The 16,917-nt window shown below is 70.3% G+C and carries 12 protein-coding genes; 6 read left to right on the forward strand and 6 right to left on the reverse strand.

Annotation, left to right across the window (positions count from 1 at the left end):
* Window positions 1-324: 324 nt before the first annotated feature.
* Window positions 325-1,242: an SDR family NAD(P)-dependent oxidoreductase gene (locus B0I32_RS45280; RefSeq protein WP_106250305.1), complete on the reverse strand. Its 918-nt coding sequence runs from the start codon at window positions 1,240-1,242 to the stop codon at window positions 325-327.
* Window positions 1,243-1,397: 155 nt separating this feature from the next.
* Between B0I32_RS45280 and B0I32_RS45285 the strand changes: the two genes are divergently transcribed.
* A complete protein-coding gene (locus B0I32_RS45285) occupies window positions 1,398-2,195 on the forward strand; it encodes a helix-turn-helix transcriptional regulator (RefSeq protein WP_106250510.1) in 798 nt (265 codons plus the stop codon).
* 226 nt (window positions 2,196-2,421) lie between these two features.
* Here the strand turns inward: B0I32_RS45285 and B0I32_RS56905 are convergent, their stop codons facing one another.
* Both B0I32_RS56905 and B0I32_RS58335 read right to left on the reverse strand, forming a co-directional pair.
* Window positions 2,422-2,637, reverse strand: a complete 216-nt coding sequence (locus tag B0I32_RS56905) for a hypothetical protein (RefSeq protein ID WP_146178549.1) — start codon at window positions 2,635-2,637, stop codon at window positions 2,422-2,424.
* 61 nt (window positions 2,638-2,698) lie between these two features.
* Window positions 2,699-3,010, reverse strand: coding sequence for a LysM peptidoglycan-binding domain-containing protein (locus B0I32_RS58335; protein ID WP_181308492.1), 312 nt, complete (start codon window positions 3,008-3,010; stop codon window positions 2,699-2,701).
* A 440-nt stretch (window positions 3,011-3,450) separates the two neighbouring features.
* Here B0I32_RS58335 and B0I32_RS58340 point away from each other — a divergent pair, with 440 nt between their 5' ends.
* Complete coding sequence (locus B0I32_RS58340; protein WP_181308494.1) at window positions 3,451-3,765, forward strand: hypothetical protein; 315 nt, start codon at window positions 3,451-3,453, stop codon at window positions 3,763-3,765.
* 973 nt (window positions 3,766-4,738) lie between these two features.
* Window positions 4,739-5,446, forward strand: coding sequence for a transcriptional repressor LexA (gene lexA / locus B0I32_RS45295; protein ID WP_106250306.1), 708 nt, complete (start codon window positions 4,739-4,741; stop codon window positions 5,444-5,446).
* A gap of 1,379 nt (window positions 5,447-6,825) precedes the next feature.
* Here the strand turns inward: lexA and B0I32_RS45300 are convergent.
* Window positions 6,826-7,668: a nucleotidyltransferase domain-containing protein gene (locus B0I32_RS45300; protein ID WP_106250308.1), complete on the reverse strand. Its 843-nt coding sequence runs from the start codon at window positions 7,666-7,668 to the stop codon at window positions 6,826-6,828.
* 140 nt (window positions 7,669-7,808) lie between these two features.
* Here B0I32_RS45300 and B0I32_RS45305 point away from each other — a divergent pair, with 140 nt between their 5' ends.
* The gene (locus tag B0I32_RS45305; protein ID WP_245956476.1) at window positions 7,809-8,843 is read left to right on the forward strand and encodes a MalY/PatB family protein; all 1,035 of its coding nucleotides are present in this window, start codon (window positions 7,809-7,811) and stop codon (window positions 8,841-8,843) included.
* Window positions 8,844-9,127: 284 nt separating this feature from the next.
* On the opposite strand, the gene B0I32_RS45310 is transcribed toward B0I32_RS45305, so the two are convergent.
* Window positions 9,128-12,358: a S41 family peptidase gene (locus B0I32_RS45310; RefSeq protein ID WP_106250309.1), complete on the reverse strand. Its 3,231-nt coding sequence runs from the start codon at window positions 12,356-12,358 to the stop codon at window positions 9,128-9,130.
* A 139-nt stretch (window positions 12,359-12,497) separates the two neighbouring features.
* On the opposite strand from B0I32_RS45310, the gene B0I32_RS45315 reads away from it, so the two are divergent.
* Both B0I32_RS45315 and B0I32_RS45320 read left to right on the forward strand, forming a co-directional pair.
* Complete coding sequence (locus B0I32_RS45315; protein ID WP_106250311.1) at window positions 12,498-12,926, forward strand: hypothetical protein; 429 nt, start codon at window positions 12,498-12,500, stop codon at window positions 12,924-12,926.
* Between the two features lie 50 nt (window positions 12,927-12,976).
* Window positions 12,977-13,945, forward strand: a complete 969-nt coding sequence (locus B0I32_RS45320) for a TIGR03557 family F420-dependent LLM class oxidoreductase (RefSeq protein WP_106250312.1) — start codon at window positions 12,977-12,979, stop codon at window positions 13,943-13,945.
* A gap of 78 nt (window positions 13,946-14,023) precedes the next feature.
* Here B0I32_RS45320 and leuS read toward each other — a convergent pair whose 3' ends face one another.
* Window positions 14,024-16,471, reverse strand: a complete 2,448-nt coding sequence (leuS, locus tag B0I32_RS45325) for a leucine--tRNA ligase (RefSeq protein ID WP_181308496.1) — start codon at window positions 16,469-16,471, stop codon at window positions 14,024-14,026.
* Window positions 16,472-16,917: the final 446 nt, after the last annotated feature.

The following is a 16,917-nucleotide window of genomic DNA, read 5'->3' on the forward strand; positions in this document are numbered from 1 at the left end:
GAGCGACCATGAACGCAAGTTGAGCCGGCCCTTCCCGCCGAAGTCGCTGATCAGCCCACTGACCCCATCCGCCCCGGGCGTGTCGGCCGGCCGCAGGTGATCTTCTCGCAGGTGAGGCGTCACATCGGTTGCTCCGGGCCTCGTTCGTGAACAAACCTCACAACGGTACCGAACGACACCTTCACCGCGTGCGCCCCGCCTCATGAGCCTCCGTCACACCTCTCTTCCCGTACGTACGCGCGCCACGCCCCGCGTCCCGCGTCGGACGGGCCTTACGTACAACCCCTCCCACCTGCGCTCTCATCCCTCCGCCGGGGCCTTTACTCAAGCCTTCTCCAGCCACTCCCAGAGCACGCGTTCGCGGCCGGCGTCGTACGACTCCGCGGACGAGCGCATGACCCTGGTGCGGTGGACGTAGGAGCCGGTGGACGCCTTCGTCACGCCGAGCACGACGTCGGCCAGCTTGCGCCCCGCGACCGGCGGGGTGTCGACGAGGGGCGTCACTTCGAGGACCGGGATGAGCCACTTCATCACGAACTGCAGCGAACCGCCTGCCTCCCGGGCGAGCCCCGTACCCGTCACCAGGCTCGGGTTGTACGCCACGATGTCGACGCCCTCGGGGAGCCGCCTGGCCCACTCGTGCACGAGATGGATACCGCCGAGCTTGCTGGTCGTGTACGCCCGGCGGCCACCGGAACGAACCCGCCCAGAACGGCCGAACGCGCCGGGCCGGGAGAGGATCGCCGGGTCCTGCCAGTGGGGCGCGGGCATGGTGCCGCCGGTGTGCCGGAGGTCGCCGTAGTGGGCGTCGCTGACGGAGACCACGATGCGCGCGGGCGCCTGGAGATGCGGGTGCAGCCGCCTGAGCAGCAGGTGGGTGGCGAGGACGTTGACGGCGAAGGTCAGCTCGTACCCGTCGGCGCTGGTGTGCAGGGCGTCGGACAGGTGCACGCCGGCGTTGCACACGACGCCCCGCAGCGGGGGGAGCGCGCCCGCGTCCACGAGGTCCTCCACCTGCGCGGCGGCGGCCTCGACACTCGCCTTGGCGGCGAGGTCCACGGGGATCGCGGAGACGTGCGGGGAGACGGCCCGCAGCCGTGGCAGCACGTGGGCGGCTGAGGCTTCCCGGGCGAGCACCACCAGGTGCGTCTCCGGGCTGCGGCGCAGGATCTCCGCTGCCGCTTCGAGGCCGATGCCCCTGGTCGCGCCGGTCATGACTATGGTGCGGGTGGCTGTGGTCATGTGCTGACTCCATGTTCGTACGAAAGGCCGAAACATCGGCACTCGCACGACTCTGCGAGGCCTCGTACGGGCGGGGAAGACCTCGCCGTGCCTGGTACCGGGAGGGCCACGCAGGCGAGCCCGCACGGTCGGCGCCCCACGGCACAATGGTGGACATGCCGCACACCGACCGGCCCGACCTCGGGGAGTATCTGCGTCGCCGGCGCGCGGCGCTGACACCCCCCGACCGGCCGGGCATCGCGCGCACCTCGCACCGGCGCGTCCCGGGGCTACGCCGCCAGGAGTTGTCCGAGATCGCGGGGATCTCGGTCGAGTACTACACCCGCCTCGAACAGGGCCGAGCACCGCGCCCGTCGCGCGAGGTCCTCACGGCACTCGCGCGAGCGTTCACGCTGACCGACGCCGAACGCGCCCACCTGTTCCGGCTCGCCGGCGAACTGCCTCCAGAACCTCTCTCCCCGGACAGCGAGATCCGCCCCGGGCTCCTCCGCCTGCTGCGCACCCTCGACGACACCATGCCCATCACCGTCCATGACGGACGCCTGGACCTGCTCGCTCACAACGCCGCCGCCGCCGACCTCCTCGGGCCGCTCTCCTGCACCGGTCGCTACGGACGCAACATCGTCTACCAGTGCTTCACGGCCCCGGCGGTCCCCGACGTGCTCGGCGACGACGGCGCCGGGCAGCTCGCCCGTGCGGCCACCGCTGAGCTCCGGGCCGCGCTCAGCCGCTACCCGGGCGACGAGTACCTCCAGTCCCTGCACGCGGAACTGTCCGAGACCAGTGCCGCTTTCCGCGATCACTGGGAACGAGGCGAAGTCGGATCATTCCACTCCCTGACCAAACGCCTCCGCCATCCGGCCCGTGGCTGGCTGACCTTCGACACCGAAGTCCTCCACGCCCCGGAAAGAGACCACTGGATCATGCTCTACACACCCCGCGAACCTGCCTGACCTCACCCGACGGATCCGATTCCCAGCCAGACCGCGCAAACCAGACCACCAGACCACCGGGATCAGGCGACCAGGCGACCAGGCGCAGGTAATAGGAGGTCAGCCCGCGATGCTGCGAATGCCCAGATCAGGCGGCCGGCTCAGACCACCAGGCTGAGGGCACCCGGAGTCAGGTGGTTGGATCAGGCGGACGAGGACCAGGCCGCCAGGCTGAGGCCACCCAGAGTCAGGCGGCCGCGATCGGACGGTCGCAACGAGTCATCAGGCTGAAAGCCACCCCGGCTCGGGGCCGCGCACTGCCGCGATCACCGCAATGACCCGCAATCCGCGCGAGGCCCGCAATCCGAGCATTCCGCGCGATGCCTGCGATGCCTGCGATGCCTGCGATGCCTGCGATGCCTGCGATGCCTGCGATGCCTGCGATGCCTGCGATCGTGACCATACCCGTGAGTGCGCCGTGTCTGCGATCCTGGCCGTACCCGGTGCTGCGGTGATGCCCGCGATCACCGTAAGGCAGCGGTGTCGTTCGGGACGTACAGTCGGCTGCCGGGTCGGATGAGGGAGTCGGGCAGGCCGTTCAGCCGCTTGATCTCCTCCACCAGGGCGGTGGGGGCGTCCCCCTCGGAAAGTGCGTCAGCGATTTTCCACAAAGTGTCCCCCTCGTGAACCTCCACCCACGGCAGCCCGGCCTGCCCGGTCACCACGACCTGGACGTCCGCGTGCCCCACCGCCCGCGTACCCAGCCAGAACCCCCCGAGCGCCAGCAGCGCCACCACGATCACCAGCACGACCCGCCCCCGCCGCGTCAACCGCACAGGTGCAGCACCGTTCCGAGTCGGCGGCACAGGAGCAGCACCGTTTCGCGCCGGCACAGCCCCGATCCGGCGCAACCGCACCGTGGCAGCACCATCCCGGTTCGGCCGAAGAGGCCCCCGGCCCTCGGCACCACGCCTCTCAGCGCCACGCCCCTCGGCATCACGCCCCTCGGCACCACGCCACCCGGAAACACTGCGCAGCCCTCCGTTGTCGCGCCACCTCCCCTCGGCGCCGGGCTTCCTCCCGCCGATGCGCCGCACTTCGGCACCGGCAGGCCGACCAGAAGGGCCGTTCGGACGCGATGCGTCGCCCACCCGGGAGGACGAGCCTTTCCGCCGCAGGAGACGACCACCCGCCCGGAAGAGCAGGCCACCCCGTGCAGCGGCGGCCTCGTCCTGCCGTGAGGTCGAGCCGGTCCGCCGAGATGGTGAGCCGATCCGTGCACCGGCTCGGCGAGATGGCGCTTCGTTCCGCGACTCTGCTCGCCCGGACGGTGTTTCGTTCCGCGACTCTGCTCGCCCAGACGGTGTTTCGTTCCGCGACTCTGCTCGCCCAGACGGTGCTTCGTTCCGCGACTCTGCTCGCCCAGACGGTGCTTCGTTCCGCGAGCCTGCTCGCCCGGACGGTGCTTCGTTCCGCGAGCCTGCTCGCCCGGACGATGATCCGATTCGTGAGCCTGCTCCCCCAGGTGATGATTCGTTCCGCCGAGACGGAGATTCGTCCCCTTGGGCTGGCGGGCCCACCCCCTGAATGAGCGAGCCGATCCGCCACCGTCCACCGGCAGCCGGTGATCGTTTCGTGGCGGATGGCTGCTTGCCGCTGATCGTGGATCGGCTCCCCTCGACAGCGACCGGACCGCGCCCCACCCCTCGTTTACGCCCTACCGCCGATTTACGCCCTACCGCCGACTTACGCCCCACCGCTGGTTCGCGCCCCATCCCAGACTCGTCGACTTCCCCCTGCCTGCGGGCAGCACCAGGATTGTCGGCTCCCCCTTGCTCGCGGGCAGTCCCGGACTTGCGCCCCGCCCCCAACCAGCGGGCCGTCCTGGAGTCGCGGGCCGTCTCAGACCCACCGGCCGTCTCAGACTCGCGAACCACCCCTGGCCCGCGGGCCATCCCGGACTTTCGGACTGCATCAGACTTTCGGGCTGCCTCAGACTTTCGGACCGCTTCAGGCTTGCGGGTCGACACGGTGTCGTCCGTGCCGTCCGGCGTGTCGCTCCCCCGCCCCCTTCGCGTTCTGACATTCACGGGCGGCACCGTAGCGTCGGAGTCGCCCCCTGTACGCGGAGGCGGGACGAGGCGCAAATGGGATCTTCCCCCACCAGTCGCGCGGGGCCCCAACCTCTTACCGGAATTCGCTCGGACACCGGCCTTCACCCGCGTATTGTCTCCCCGTCGATCCTTACTCTGCGTGGCATCGGCTATCAGTGTGAGCTGGTTGGCATCTTCGCTGGTCGTGTCCGTATTTATGGGCGTTCGCATGGATGACCTCCTGCCGTGTGGCCTGAGGAAAAGGCCAAATAAAGATCAGCAAATCGAACACGGTGTCGATCGAACTCCCGTACGATGTTGTACACCACACTGGCGACTTTTTCGAGGAAGACTCGAACAATTGTTTGAAGATGATCTTCAACAGCGATACGGTCGCTGTGTGCGACATCAGGACCACGGACCGGGAGGTTCGCCGGTAAGGCGGGCCGCCAGGCGAGGAGGAGGAAGAGCATGACCGAGCGGGATGGCACAAACGGGGTCAGCGACCTCGCGGTGCGCCGGCGAGACTCCCTGGGGCTCACCCCCAGGCAGCGCAAGATCCTGGAAGTGATCCGAGACTCGGTGCAACAGCGCGGATATCCGCCGTCCATGCGCGAGATCGGCGAGGCGGTGCAGCTGACGAGCACGTCCAGCGTGTCGCACCAGCTGACGGCGTTGCAGCGCAAGGGCTACCTGCGGCGCGACCCGCACCGGCCGCGCGCACTGGAGGTCCGCCTGCCGGGCGAGCCCGTGCTGTGGGTCGACCCCGACGCCGGCGACGAGGAGCCGACGGTCAACCGCCCCACCGCCGCCTATGTCCCGCTCGTGGGCCGTATCGCCGCCGGTGGGCCGATCCTGGCCGAGGAGAGCGTCGAAGACGTCTTCGCGCTGCCGAAGCAGCTCGTCGGCGAGGGCACGCTGTTCCTGCTGCAGGTCACGGGTGACTCGATGATCGAGGCCGCCATCGCCGACGGCGACTGGGTGGTGGTCCGGCAGCAGCCGGTGGCCGAGAGCGGCGACATCGTGGCGGCCATGATCGAGGGCGAGGCCACGGTCAAGACCTTCAAGCGCAAGGACGGGCACGTCTGGCTCGTCCCCCACAACCCCAACTACGAGCCGATCCCGGGCGACGAGGCCAGCGTCCTGGGCAAGGTCGTAGCGGTCCTGCGCCGGCTCTAGCCAGCCAGTGAGGCGTGGCCGGGCGAGTGTCTCGTTCGCTCCACGTCACACCGCCTGGGCTCCGGGATCCGCAGGCCGAAAGGCATGCGTCCCGTTCGTCCCAGGTCAGGCTCCTGAGGCTCAGAGCCACAGGCCGACCGTTCGTCCGGGGTCGGAGCTCCTGAGGCTCAGGGCCCGCAGACCGACGGTTCGTCCGGGGTCGAAGCCCCAGAGGCTCGGAGCCCGCAGGCCGACCGTTCGTCCAGGGTTGGAGCTCCTGGGCTCGAGAGCCCACAGGCCGACGGTTCGTTTCAAAGCGAGCCTCTGAGGTTCAGAGCCACTGGCCGAAGGGCGCAAGTGTCCTGTTCTTCCTGTGTCGCACCGCCTGCGGCGGCAGAAGTCGCAGGCCGCAAGACGTGCGTCCCGTCGCCGCCACCGCGCCGACGGTCGCACCGCATGATTGATCGATGAGGCACGCCGCATCCGCGCCTCCAGGGGCGTTCGGTGCTGCTTGCCTGGTCACCGGTTGACGGGTCCGTCGCCGCTCCTACGCCGACAGCCACGGCGTGGGGGCGGCAGGCCATCTGTCTCGGGCATCCCCGACATACGACCGTAGATCGCTCCCGACGTCCTCCTCCTCCCGGCGAGCGACAGGGTCATCTCGGGATGCCCGGCGACAGCGCGTAACGAAAATGGCCGGAATGACGGCGGCCAACGACGATGCCCGGACCGGCGACGGGGCAAAGCAGGGGACGGGCCGCCCCACGCACCGCCAAGGTCCTCCGGATGATCAGCCGCAGCTGCTCGCGCCCAAGGACGCGCATCGCCGACGAGGTGCGCGCGGCTCTCGACGGCAAAGGGTCTACGCGTCCGAAGGACGTCGGTGGGTGCGACTGTCCACCTGTAAGGCATCCGGGGGTGCTCGTGGCCGAGGTGCCGGCCGATGCGGCTGATCAGGCGCAAGACATCGGCGGCAATGTGGAGATGCCCGTCCTTAGGCACGAGCAGCTGCGGCTGATCATCCGGAGGACATTGGCGGTGCAGGTAGCCCGTCCCCGGTGCCGGCGGATGCGGCTGCTCATTCGTAGAGCATCGGGAAGTTGAGCTGCGCGTCGCAAGGGGGCCAGTCCGTGCGACTGATCGCCCCAAGACATCGGCGGTGGGGCCGGACTCTAGGCGCAAGTGGGTGTGGTCGCTCGTTCAGAGAACCGTTGGCGGGTGGGGCGGCCCGTCCCTTGGGGCCCGTGGATACGGCTAATTAGCCGTAGAGCAGCGGTACCTTGAGTGCGCGTCGCAGGCGGGCCAGTCCAAGTGCGACTAATCGTCCGTGAGGCGGCGGGGTGGAGCGCTGTCTTGGTGCGGTGGGATGGGGTGGTGTCTGGGTGCTTGTTTGGTGGGGTTTAGGGGGTGCGGTAGAGCTTGTGGGCTGCGGTGATGGTGTGGTCGGCGAAGGTCAGGACGTCTTTTCGGCGTTCGAACGGGGAGCCGTACAGCGAGCGGCGCGGGGTGCCGAAGTGGTCGCCGAGGCCGGCGACTACGCTCGCCACGGTCGGCGTGGCTGTGTCTTCCTCGCGGAGGCGTAGGGCTTCGTTCAGTACCCGGTGCCAGCGTTCTGGGAAGACTTGCAGGGCGTGGTGGCCGGCCTCCGTTTTCGAGGTGATTTCGCCGGTCGCCAGCGTGTAGTGCAGGCGGGATACGCCGGTTACCAGCCAGACGGTGCCGTAGCCGCCGAGGCAGGTGAGGCCCCATGGGGAGAGGGGGCGGGCGGCGCGGGTGACCAGGCGGCGCCAGTAGAGGTCGAGGTTGCGGTCGGTCCAGGCGGCCAGGGCGCTGGGATCGTTCCAGATCTTCAGTTCCTCCGGCTTGGGGCCCCGGCAGGTCAGGCCGTGGCGGGCGAGGGTGTGCCAGGTGACGGGGTTGGGGGTGCCTCGCCGGTCGAGCCGCCCAGCGCGGGCCTGGGGGCGTTCACCCAGGTCGGAGGGGTTTTGGCCGAGGTCGTCCCAGGTGAGGTAGACGCCTTCGAGGGGGTGGGCGCCGAGTTTGGTGTGGATGCGCTCCAGCACCCCGGCCGGCGGCGGGTCGGCCGTCACCGCCACGAAGTCGACGTCGCTCGTGCCGGGCCGGTAGTCGCCCAGCGCCGCCGAGCCCTCCAGATAGAGGCCCTCCACCAGACCGGGAGCCTCCGCGTCGGCCAAGATGAGATACGTCTCAACTATCGCGTCGATCTTCGGGTGGGGCATCATGGCCGCCCAGCCTGCCACAATCCGCCGCACCGCCTCATCACAATCACGAATCCTAGAATGGCTGAGTGAAGGACGTATATCCCCCCATAGACCTTAAATCCACTCATGATGGTCTTAAGTGGTCGGCGGTCGAGCCTGGAGTGATCCCCGCCTGGGTCGCCGACATGGACCTGCCCACCGCCCCCGCCGTCACCGAGGCCCTGCTGCGCCGCGCCGCCGGCGACCTCGGCTATCCGACCTGGCTGGTGGACCCGAACGCCGGCCCGCTGGCCGAGGCGTTCGCCGAGCGCATGACCGCCCGCTACGACTGGCGTCCGGACACCGCCCACGTACGTCCGTTCAGCGACCTCAACCAGGCCGTCCAGGCGATCCTGCAGGTCTGGACCAAGCCGGGGGACGGAGTCGCCGTGCACGCCCCGCTCTACCATCCGTTCCTGGACACGCTGCGGATCATGGAACGCCCGCTGCGCCCGATCCAGATGGAGCCGGACGGCGCCACGTGGCGCTTCGAGCTGCCCGACCTGTCGGACTGCCGGGTGCTGCTGCTGGTGAACCCGCACAACCCCACCGGCCGGGTGTTCACCCGCGCGGAGCTGACCGCGCTGGCCGAGAGCGCCGAACGCCACGACCTGCTCGTGATCGCGGACGAGATCCACGCCGACCTGGTCTACGAGCCGCACCGGCACATCCCGTTCGCCACGATCCTGCCCGAGCGCACCGTCACGCTCACCTCCGCCACGAAGGCGTTCAACCTGGGCGGCATCCGCTGCTCGGTGGCCCACCTCGGGCATCCTGGCCTGCGCGCGGCCATGGACGCGCAGCCCCCGTTCGTGTACGGCTCCCCGAGCGTCTTCGGCGTCGAGGCGACGGTGGCGGCCTGGCGGCACGGGGACGACTGGCTGGCCGAGACCGTGGCCCTGCTCGACCGGCACCGGCACACCCTCGCACGGCGCCTGCCCGCCGCGTTCGGCTACCGCGTCCCGGAGGCGACGTACCTGGCCTGGCTGGAGGTGGGGCGGCCGGGCATGGCGGAGGTGATCGAGCGAGAGGCCAGGGTCCGGCTGAACGACGGCGCGCCGTTCGGCCCCGGTGGCGAGCACTGTGTACGGCTCAACTTCGCCACCACCGAGGCCATCCTGGACGAGATCCTCAACCGGTTGACCCACATCGGCTGATCCGCGTCATTCGACCGTCCGCATCGCCCGGCAGGCATCGTCTGATCCGCATCCTCGGGTGCGCGTTGCCTGACGCGCATGGCCTGACGCGCATGGCCTGACGCGCACGGCCTGACGCGCACGGCCTGACGCGCACGGCCTGACGCGCACGGCCTGACGCGCACGGCCTGACGCGCACGGCCTGACGCGCGTCGCCTGATGCCTGGCCTCGGCGATCCGGGCCGGTCCGGGACCCGCCCGGACCGGTTCGTTCGGGTCCGGGCGGGTCTGCGGCCGACGCGGGGTCAGGTCAGTGGAGGCAGGTCCGGCGGGGTGGCCGCCGGGTGTTCGTCGAGGGCCGCGAGCGCGAGCTCGATCGCCTTGTCGAGCTGCGGGTCCCGCTCCGCCACCCGGTCCTGCGGCGTCATCACCACCTCGACGTCGGGATCGACGCCGTGGTTCTCCACGCCCCAGCCGGGCCCTTCGAGCCAGAACGAGTACCGCGGCTGGGTGACCACGGTCCCGTCCACCAGCGTGTACCGGTTGTCGATGCCGATCACGCCGCCCCACGTCCGTACGCCGACCAGCGGCCCGATCCCGCGGTTCTTGATGCCCGCGCTGACGATGTCTCCGTCGGAGCCCGCGAACTCGTCGGCGATCGTCACCACCGGCCCGCGCGGCGAGTCCTCCGGGTAGCGCATCGGCTTATATCCGCGCGGCAGCGCCCAGCCGGTGACCCGGCGGGACAGTTTCTCCAGCACCAGCTCGGACAGGTGCCCGCCGCCGTTCTCGCGCACGTCCACGACGAGCCCTTCGCAGGCCATCTCGGTACGCAGGTCGCGGTGGAACTGCGCCCACCCGCTGGCCACCATGTCCGGTACGTGCAGGTATCCGAGGCGGCCGCCCGACGCCTGCCTGACGTGGGCCCGCCGGCCCTCCACCCACTCGTGGTAACGCAGCTGCGACTCGTCGGCGATCGGGGTGACGACGACTCGGCGCACGTCACCGCCGGAGCCGGGCCGGACGGTCAGCTCGGTGGGCCGGTCCGCGGTGCCGGCCAGCTGGGCCAGCGGCCCGCGTACCGGATCGACCGGGCGGCCGCCGACCGCGATGATCGCGTCGCCGGGGCGGACGGCGACGCCGGGGGCGAGCAGCGGCGAGCGGGCGGCGTGGTCGGACGACTCGCCCGGCAGGATGCGGGCGACGCGCCAGACGCCGTCGTCGTCCCTGGTCAGGTCGGCGCCGAGGAGTCCTTGACGGCGTCTCGGGTCGGAGCCGCCACCGGTGGCGTACGCGTAGGCGTGGGAGGTGCCGAGTTCGCCCTGCGCCTCCCAGAGCAGGTCGATCAGCTCGGCGCGGGAGCCGATGCGCTCGACCATCGGCTCGTAGCGGTCGAGCACGGCCTGCCAGTCGACGCCGTTCATGTCGGCGCGCCAGTAGTGGTCGCGCATGAGCCGGCCCGCCTCGCGGTAGGCCTGCCGCCACTCGGCCACGGGCTCGATCCGCACGGCGATGCGGTCGAGGTCGATGGTGACGACGTCGTCGCCCTCGCTCGCGGGCCGGGTCTGCAGGCCGTTCTTACCGTGGGTGACGAGCCTGGAGCCGTCACCGCTGACCTCGAACGAGCGCACCTCCTTGCCCAGCTCGGACTTCGAGCGCTTCTTGAGGTCGTAGCGTTCGAGGACGATGTCGGGGCTCTGCTCGCTGCCGTCGCCGAGGCGCCCGGCGATCGGGAATCGCAGCCAGAGCAGCGCGTCCTTGGCCGCGCGCAGGTTGCCGTAGTGGCCGGCCTGCACGGGCACGGGCACCACGCGCGCGAAGATCCCGTCGGGGTCGACCTCGGTGCGCGGCGGCTCGTCGTCCTTCTTCTCCCCCTTCGCGGGCTTGTCGTCCTCGCCGTTGAACCCGCGGCCCTGGAGTGAGGGGTCGAACGGGGACGGCGTGGCGGCCTGCAGCGGCACGATGTACGGCTTGTCCCCGTACGCGAAGGCCAGGTCGAAGGCGTGCGCGTCGTACACGGGGTCGAACGTCCGCACCGACAGGAAGGCCAGGTGCTTGCCGTCCTTGGTGAAGACGGGATCGTGGTCCACGAAGCGGGGCGGGGTCACCTCGATCACCGAGGTGCCGTCCACCCGTCCCATCTTGATCTGCGTCAGGCGTACGTCGTGCGGATGCTCCCAGGCCAGCCAGCCGGAGTCGGGCGAGAACGTCAGGCCGCCCACGTCGCCCTGCTCGGTCCTGTCCAGCTCGCGGATGTTCTCGCTGTCCAGGTCGATGACGAGCAGCCGCCCGTCGTGCGTGGCGGCGGCCACGTGCTTGCCGTCGGGGGCGGCGGCCAGTTCCAGCACCCGCCCGAGCCGGCCGGCGGCCAGCGTGCGGACCTCGCCGCCCGGGGTGCCGATCTCCAGGCCGTCCTCGCCGGTGGCGTCGGACACCCACACGGCCTTGCCGTCGGCGTCGAGGACCTGCGGCAGCCGTACGCGGACGCCCGGCTCGGCCCGCAGCGCGCCCGCGGGCCCGTCGCGGTGGGTGACCCAGTGCGCGGTGCCGCGGATCTCCACGGCGCTGGCGCGCCCGGTCGCGTCCGGCGCGTACGCCCCCACCCGCAGCGGCGCCGGCCTCCTGGCGCGTCCCGGCCGCGGCCCGCCGAGCGTCACGTCCAGCCGGTACGGCTCCGCGTCCAGGCTCTCCATCAGCCACAGGTCGCCGGCGTGACTGTAGACGACCCGCTCGCCGTCGCTGGTGGCATGCCTGGCGTAGAACTCCTCGTGGGAGCTGTGCCGGCGCACGTCGGACCCGTCGGGCAGGCAGGAGTAGACGTTGCCGACGCCGTCCACGTCGGACAGGTAGACGATCCGGTCGCCCGACCAGCTCACCGACCAGTACTGTGCCGCGCTGTCGGCGAACAGGCGGGTGAACTCGCCGTCCCCTTCCGCGTCCACCCAGATCTTGGCGGCCGTGCCGCCCCGGTACCGCTTCCACTGCGAGGGCTCGCGCCAGATCGACGACACGGTGACGACCCGCGCACCGCCACCGGCCTCGCTCACGGTGCCGCTCCCGGCCCCGTCGCCCGCGCCACCGCCGGCCCCAGCTCCGGCACCGTCGATGGGCCCGTCGATGCTCACGTCGCTCACCCACCCGTACGGCAGCCGCGTGGCGGGCCCGCCGTCGAGCGGCACCGCGTACGCCCACCGCCGGGTGTCGGAGCTCTGCCCGGTCGCGCTGACGGCGAGCACCCGCCCGTCCGCCGTCCATCCACGGACCGAGGTCGAACCGCCGCCCCAGTGCGTCAGCCGCTCGCCCTCCCCGCCGTCGATCTCGGCCGCGAACACCTCGGCGGCGCCCTCCCTGGACCCGGTCCACGCGATGCGCGCGCCGTCGGGCGAGAACCTCGGGTACGACACGGAGACGCGGTCGGCGGTGAAGCGCCACGCTCTTCCTCCGGTCAGCGGGGCGAGCCAGACGTCGTCGTCGGCGACGAAAGTGACCAGGTCACCGTGCAGGTGTGGGTATCTCAGGTATGCGCCATTTGTCACAGCTGCACACTAGTGCGCGCGGTCAAGCCCGGCCTATCAATTCTTCCGCCAGCGGACGTCCCCCGCACCCGGAAGCAACACATCGGAGGTATGGAGGGATATGTGATTGAATGCCGGATTTTCGGAGAGAGGGAGAACCATGAGGATCTTCGCTCGCGCCCACCAGCTGCCGCCGCGCCTGGCCGCCGCGGCCATCATCCTGGACTCCGGCCTGGGCAAGGCCCACGCGGACGAGCAGGGCGCCGCGGCCACGCACGGCATGGCGACGACCACGTATCCCTTCCTCGGCCGCATGGAGCCGGCGGCGTTCGTCCGGCTGCTGTCGAAGTCCGAGATCGCCCTCGGCGTGGCGCTGGCGACGCCGTTCGTGCCGTCGCTGCTGGCCGGGGCGGCGCTGACCGGCTTCGCGGCGGGACTGCTCGGCCTCTATCTGCGGACGCCGGGGATGCGGCAGGAGGGCAGCCTGCGCCCGGCCCCGCAGGGCCTGGCCGTCGCCAAGGACGTCTGGCTGCTCGGCATCGGCCTCGGCCTGGTGATCGAGGAGCTGCGCGAGCGCGACCATCATTGATCTCCGGTCCCTCGACGCTACTCCACACAAACCCTGGGTAGCCGGGACCCATGGTACAAATCGGCTACACCTTGATGTCTGAGCAGACCCCGGCCCGCGAGCTGGTCGACTACGCCGCCGCGGCCGAACGGACCGGCTTCGACTACGCGGTCATCTCCGACCACTACTTTCCCTGGCTGGAGGAGATGGGGCACTCGCCCTATTGCTGGTCGGTGCTGGGCGCCGCGGCGCAGGTGACCGAGCGGCTGCCGCTCATGACGTACGTGACCTGCCCCATCATGCGTTACCACCCGGCCGTGGTGGCGCAGAAGGCGGCCACGATGGGGGTGCTCAGCAAGGGCAGGTTCACCCTGGGGCTGGGCGCGGGCGAGAACCTCAACGAGCACGTCATCGGCGAGGGCTGGCCGCCCGTGGACACGCGGCACCGGATGTTCGCCGAGGCGGTGCAGATCATCAGGGAGCTGTTCAGCGGCGAGTACATCACCCGGCAGGGCGAGTTCTACGACGTGGACTCGGCCAAGCTGTACGACCTGCCGGAGCAGCCCGTCCCCATCGGCATCGCCGCCTCCGGCGGGCAGTCGGCCGAGCTGGCCGCCGAGTTCGGGGACGTGCTGGTCGTCAACGAGCCGATGCCGGCGGTGGTGCGGCAGTTCAAGGCGGCCGGCGGGGAGGGCAAGCCGATCTACGGGCAGCTCCCGATCGCGTACGACACCGACCGGGACGCCGCTGTGCGGCGCGCCCACGAGCTGTGGCGCTGGTCGGCCGTCGGCGGCTGGAAGGTGATGGCGGAGCTGCCAGGACCGGTGAACTTCGCCGCGGCCGCCGGCACCGTCCGCCCCGAGGACGTGGCGGAGAGCGTGCCGTGCGGCGACGACGTGAGCGCCGTGGTGGAGGGGGTCAAGAAGTTCGCCGACGCGGGTTACACGCACGTGGCGCTGGTGCAGATCGGGCACGACCAGCAGCAGCCGTTCTTCGACTGGGCGGAGAAGGAGCTGCTGCCGGCCCTGCGCGAGCTGTGACCGGCCCGACGACCAGGGCCGCCGTCCCGGACGGACGGCCCGGACAGACGGCCCGGACAGACGGCCCGGAACGGGTGACTAGGGGACGATGTTGACCAGCTTGGGCGCCCGGACGATCACCTTGCGCGGCATGCCGGTCAGGTAGGGCGAGACCTTGTCGGAGGCCAGCGCCAGCGCGCGCAGCTCGTCCTCGGCGATGCCGGGCGGCACCTCCAGGCGGTCGCGCACCTTGCCCGCCACCTGCACCACGCAGGTGACCGACTCCTGCACCAGCAGCGCGGGGTCGGCCACCGGCCAGCCGCCGAAGGCGACGGGCCCGGTGCGGCCCAGCCGCTCCCAGCCCTCCTCGGCGGTGTAGGGGGCCACCAGCGACAGCATGATCGCCAGCGCCTCGGCGGCCTCGCGCACCGCCGGGTCGGCCGGGCCGGGGCCCGAGTCGATGGCCTTGCGCGCGGCCGAGGTCAGCTCCATCATGCGGGCCACCGCCACGTTGAAGCGGTAGGAGTCGACCAGCTTGGTGACCTCGTCGATGGTGTGGTGGGTCACCTTGCGCAGCTCGGTGTCGCCGTTCTCGAACGCCACCCCGGGCTCGCTGGTGACCTCGGACATCACCCGCAGCGCGCGGGCCAGGAACTTCTGCGAGGCGGCCGGCGACAGGTCGGCCCAGTCGATGTCGTCCTCCGGCGGCCCGGCGAAGATCATGGTCAGCCGGACGGCGTCGACGCCGAAGTCGTCGATCTGCTGGCCCAGGTCCACGCCGTTGCCCAGGGACTTCGACATGGCCTTGCCACCGTTGATCACCTGGCCCTGGTTGAGCATGCGCACGAACGGCTCGGTGAAGTCCACCATGCCCATGTCGTGCAGGACCTTGGTGAAGAAGCGGGAGTAGAGCAGGTGCAGCACCGCGTGCTCGATGCCGCCGACGTACTGGTCGATCGGGCCCCACTTGCGCACCTGCCCGGGGTCGAACGGGCCGTCGGTGTAGCCGGGCGAGCAGTAACGCAGGAAGTACCAGGACGAGTCGACGAACGTGTCCATCGTGTCGGTGTCACGCCGGGCCGGGCCGGAACACTTGGGGCACGCGACGTTGACCCAGTCGGCGGCGCTGGCCAGCGGGGAGACGCCCTTCGGCGCCAGCGCCTCGCCGCGCATGTCGGGCAGCGTGACCGGCAGCTGCTCGTCGGGTACGGGCACCTCGCCGCAGTCGGGGCAGTGGATGATCGGGATCGGCGTGCCCCAGAAACGCTGGCGGGACAGCAGCCAGTCGCGCAGCCGGAAGTTCACCGCGCCGGTGCCCCTGCCGTCGACCTCCAGCAGCTCGATGATCTTCGCGATCGCCTCGATCTTGGTCAGGCCGTCCAGCGGCCCGGAGTTGACCAGCGTGCCCTCGCCCGGTGTGGCCTCGCCGGTCTCGCCGGGGTCGGCCAGGCCGGTGTGCACGACGACCTTGACCGGCAGGTCGAACTTGCGGGCGAAGTCGAGGTCGCGCTGGTCGTGGGCGGGCACGGCCATGATGGCGCCGTGGCCGTAGTCGGACAGCACGTAGTCGGCGGCCCAGACCTGGATGCGCTCGCCGTTGACCGGGTTGATCGCCCACCGGCCCAGGAAGACGCCGGTCTTCTCCTTGTCGGTGGCCAGCCGCTCGATGTCGCTCAGCTTGGCGACCTCGGCGCGGTAGGCCTCGAACGCCGGGCGCTGCTCGTCGGTGACGATCTCGTCGGCCAGCGCGGCGTCGGCGGCGACGACGAAGAACGTGGCGCCGTAGAGCGTGTCGGGGCGCGTGGTGTAGACGTGGACCGGCTCGTCGCGGCCCTCGATCTCGAACAGCACGTCGGCGCCCTCGGAGCGGCCGATCCAGTTGCGCTGCATGGTCAGCAGCCGCTCGGGCCAGGCGTCCAGCTGGCTCATGTCGTCCAGCAGCCGCTGCGCGTAGTCAGTGATCTTGAAGTACCACTGCGTCAGCTCGCGGCGGACGACGTCGGCGCCGCAGCGCTCGCACTTGCCCGCCACGACCTGCTCGTTGGCCAGCACGGTCTGGTCGTTGGGGCACCAGTTGACCAGGCCGCCCTTGCGGTAGGCCAGCCCCCGCTCGAAGAAGCGGATGAACAGCCACTGGTTCCAGCGGTAGTAGTCGGGGTCGCTGGTGTGCAGGCGGCGCGACCAGTCGAAGGCGATGCCGTAGCGGCGGAAGGAGTTGGCCTGCGTCTCGATGTTGGCGTAGGTCCACTCGGCCGGATGGGCGTTGCGCTTGATCGCGGCATTCTCGGCGGGCAGGCCGAAGGAGTCCCAGCCGATCGGGTGCAGGACGTTGTAGCCCTTCTGCATCCAGTAGCGCGCGACGACGTCGCCGATGGCGAACACCTCGCCATGGCCCATGTGCAGGTCGCCGGACGGGTAGGGGAACATGTCGAGCATGTAGCGGCGCTCGCGGAGGTCCGCGGCGTCCTCGCTCGCCCGGTAGGGTTCCTGCTCCTCCCATCGCTGCTGCCACTTGGCCTGCAGCGCCTGCGGGTCGTACTCACTCACGGCTAGTGTCCTTCTGGCTTGACTCGGACCCAATAAGAAAACCCCCCGTGCACACAACGAGGGGTGGAGCCGCGACGGCGGACTCTTCTAGGGCCGTCGCGGCCCGCTAAGAAGCAGGGTCGCGGAACGCACGTGTCAAGCCTAGCGCACCTCTTCGGCTGAATGCAGACACTCGATCGAGGTCCCGGGGCACAATGGATCCTTCAGGCCCGGCGAGACCTGATGGTGATGTATCCGTTGTGACCTCATTCGTCCCAGAAGAATAGCCTTGTCGAAGTGGTGTACCCAGCTGAGCCCCATGGACCGGACGGCGACCTGCCGATGCAGGATCCGCCGACCGATCCTCATGGCTTCGCTCGTTTCGCTGCGGAACCACCTTCATCTCCTGGAAAATCCCATGAGATCATGCGTGAGACGTCAAATCCGGATATAACGGGACATCCGGA

It is taken from the genome of Nonomuraea fuscirosea, from assembly GCF_003001935.1.
GTDB classification, from domain to species: domain Bacteria; phylum Actinomycetota; class Actinomycetes; order Streptosporangiales; family Streptosporangiaceae; genus Nonomuraea; species Nonomuraea fuscirosea.

What these genes read in the sequence shown, in the direction of transcription:
- B0I32_RS45280 (WP_106250305.1), bottom strand. Translation starts at nt 1,242, where the DNA reads ATGACCACAGCCACCCGCACCATAGTCATGACCGGCGCGACCAGGGGC.
- B0I32_RS45285 (WP_106250510.1), top strand. Translation starts at nt 1,398, where the DNA reads ATGCCGCACACCGACCGGCCCGACCTCGGGGAGTATCTGCGTCGCCGG.
- B0I32_RS56905 (WP_146178549.1), bottom strand. Translation starts at nt 2,637, where the DNA reads ATGGTCACGATCGCAGGCATCGCAGGCATCGCAGGCATCGCAGGCATC.
- lexA (WP_106250306.1), top strand. Translation starts at nt 4,739, where the DNA reads ATGACCGAGCGGGATGGCACAAACGGGGTCAGCGACCTCGCGGTGCGC.
- B0I32_RS45300 (WP_106250308.1), bottom strand. Translation starts at nt 7,668, where the DNA reads ATGATGCCCCACCCGAAGATCGACGCGATAGTTGAGACGTATCTCATC.
- B0I32_RS45315 (WP_106250311.1), top strand. Translation starts at nt 12,498, where the DNA reads ATGAGGATCTTCGCTCGCGCCCACCAGCTGCCGCCGCGCCTGGCCGCC.
- B0I32_RS45320 (WP_106250312.1), top strand. Translation starts at nt 12,977, where the DNA reads ATGGTACAAATCGGCTACACCTTGATGTCTGAGCAGACCCCGGCCCGC.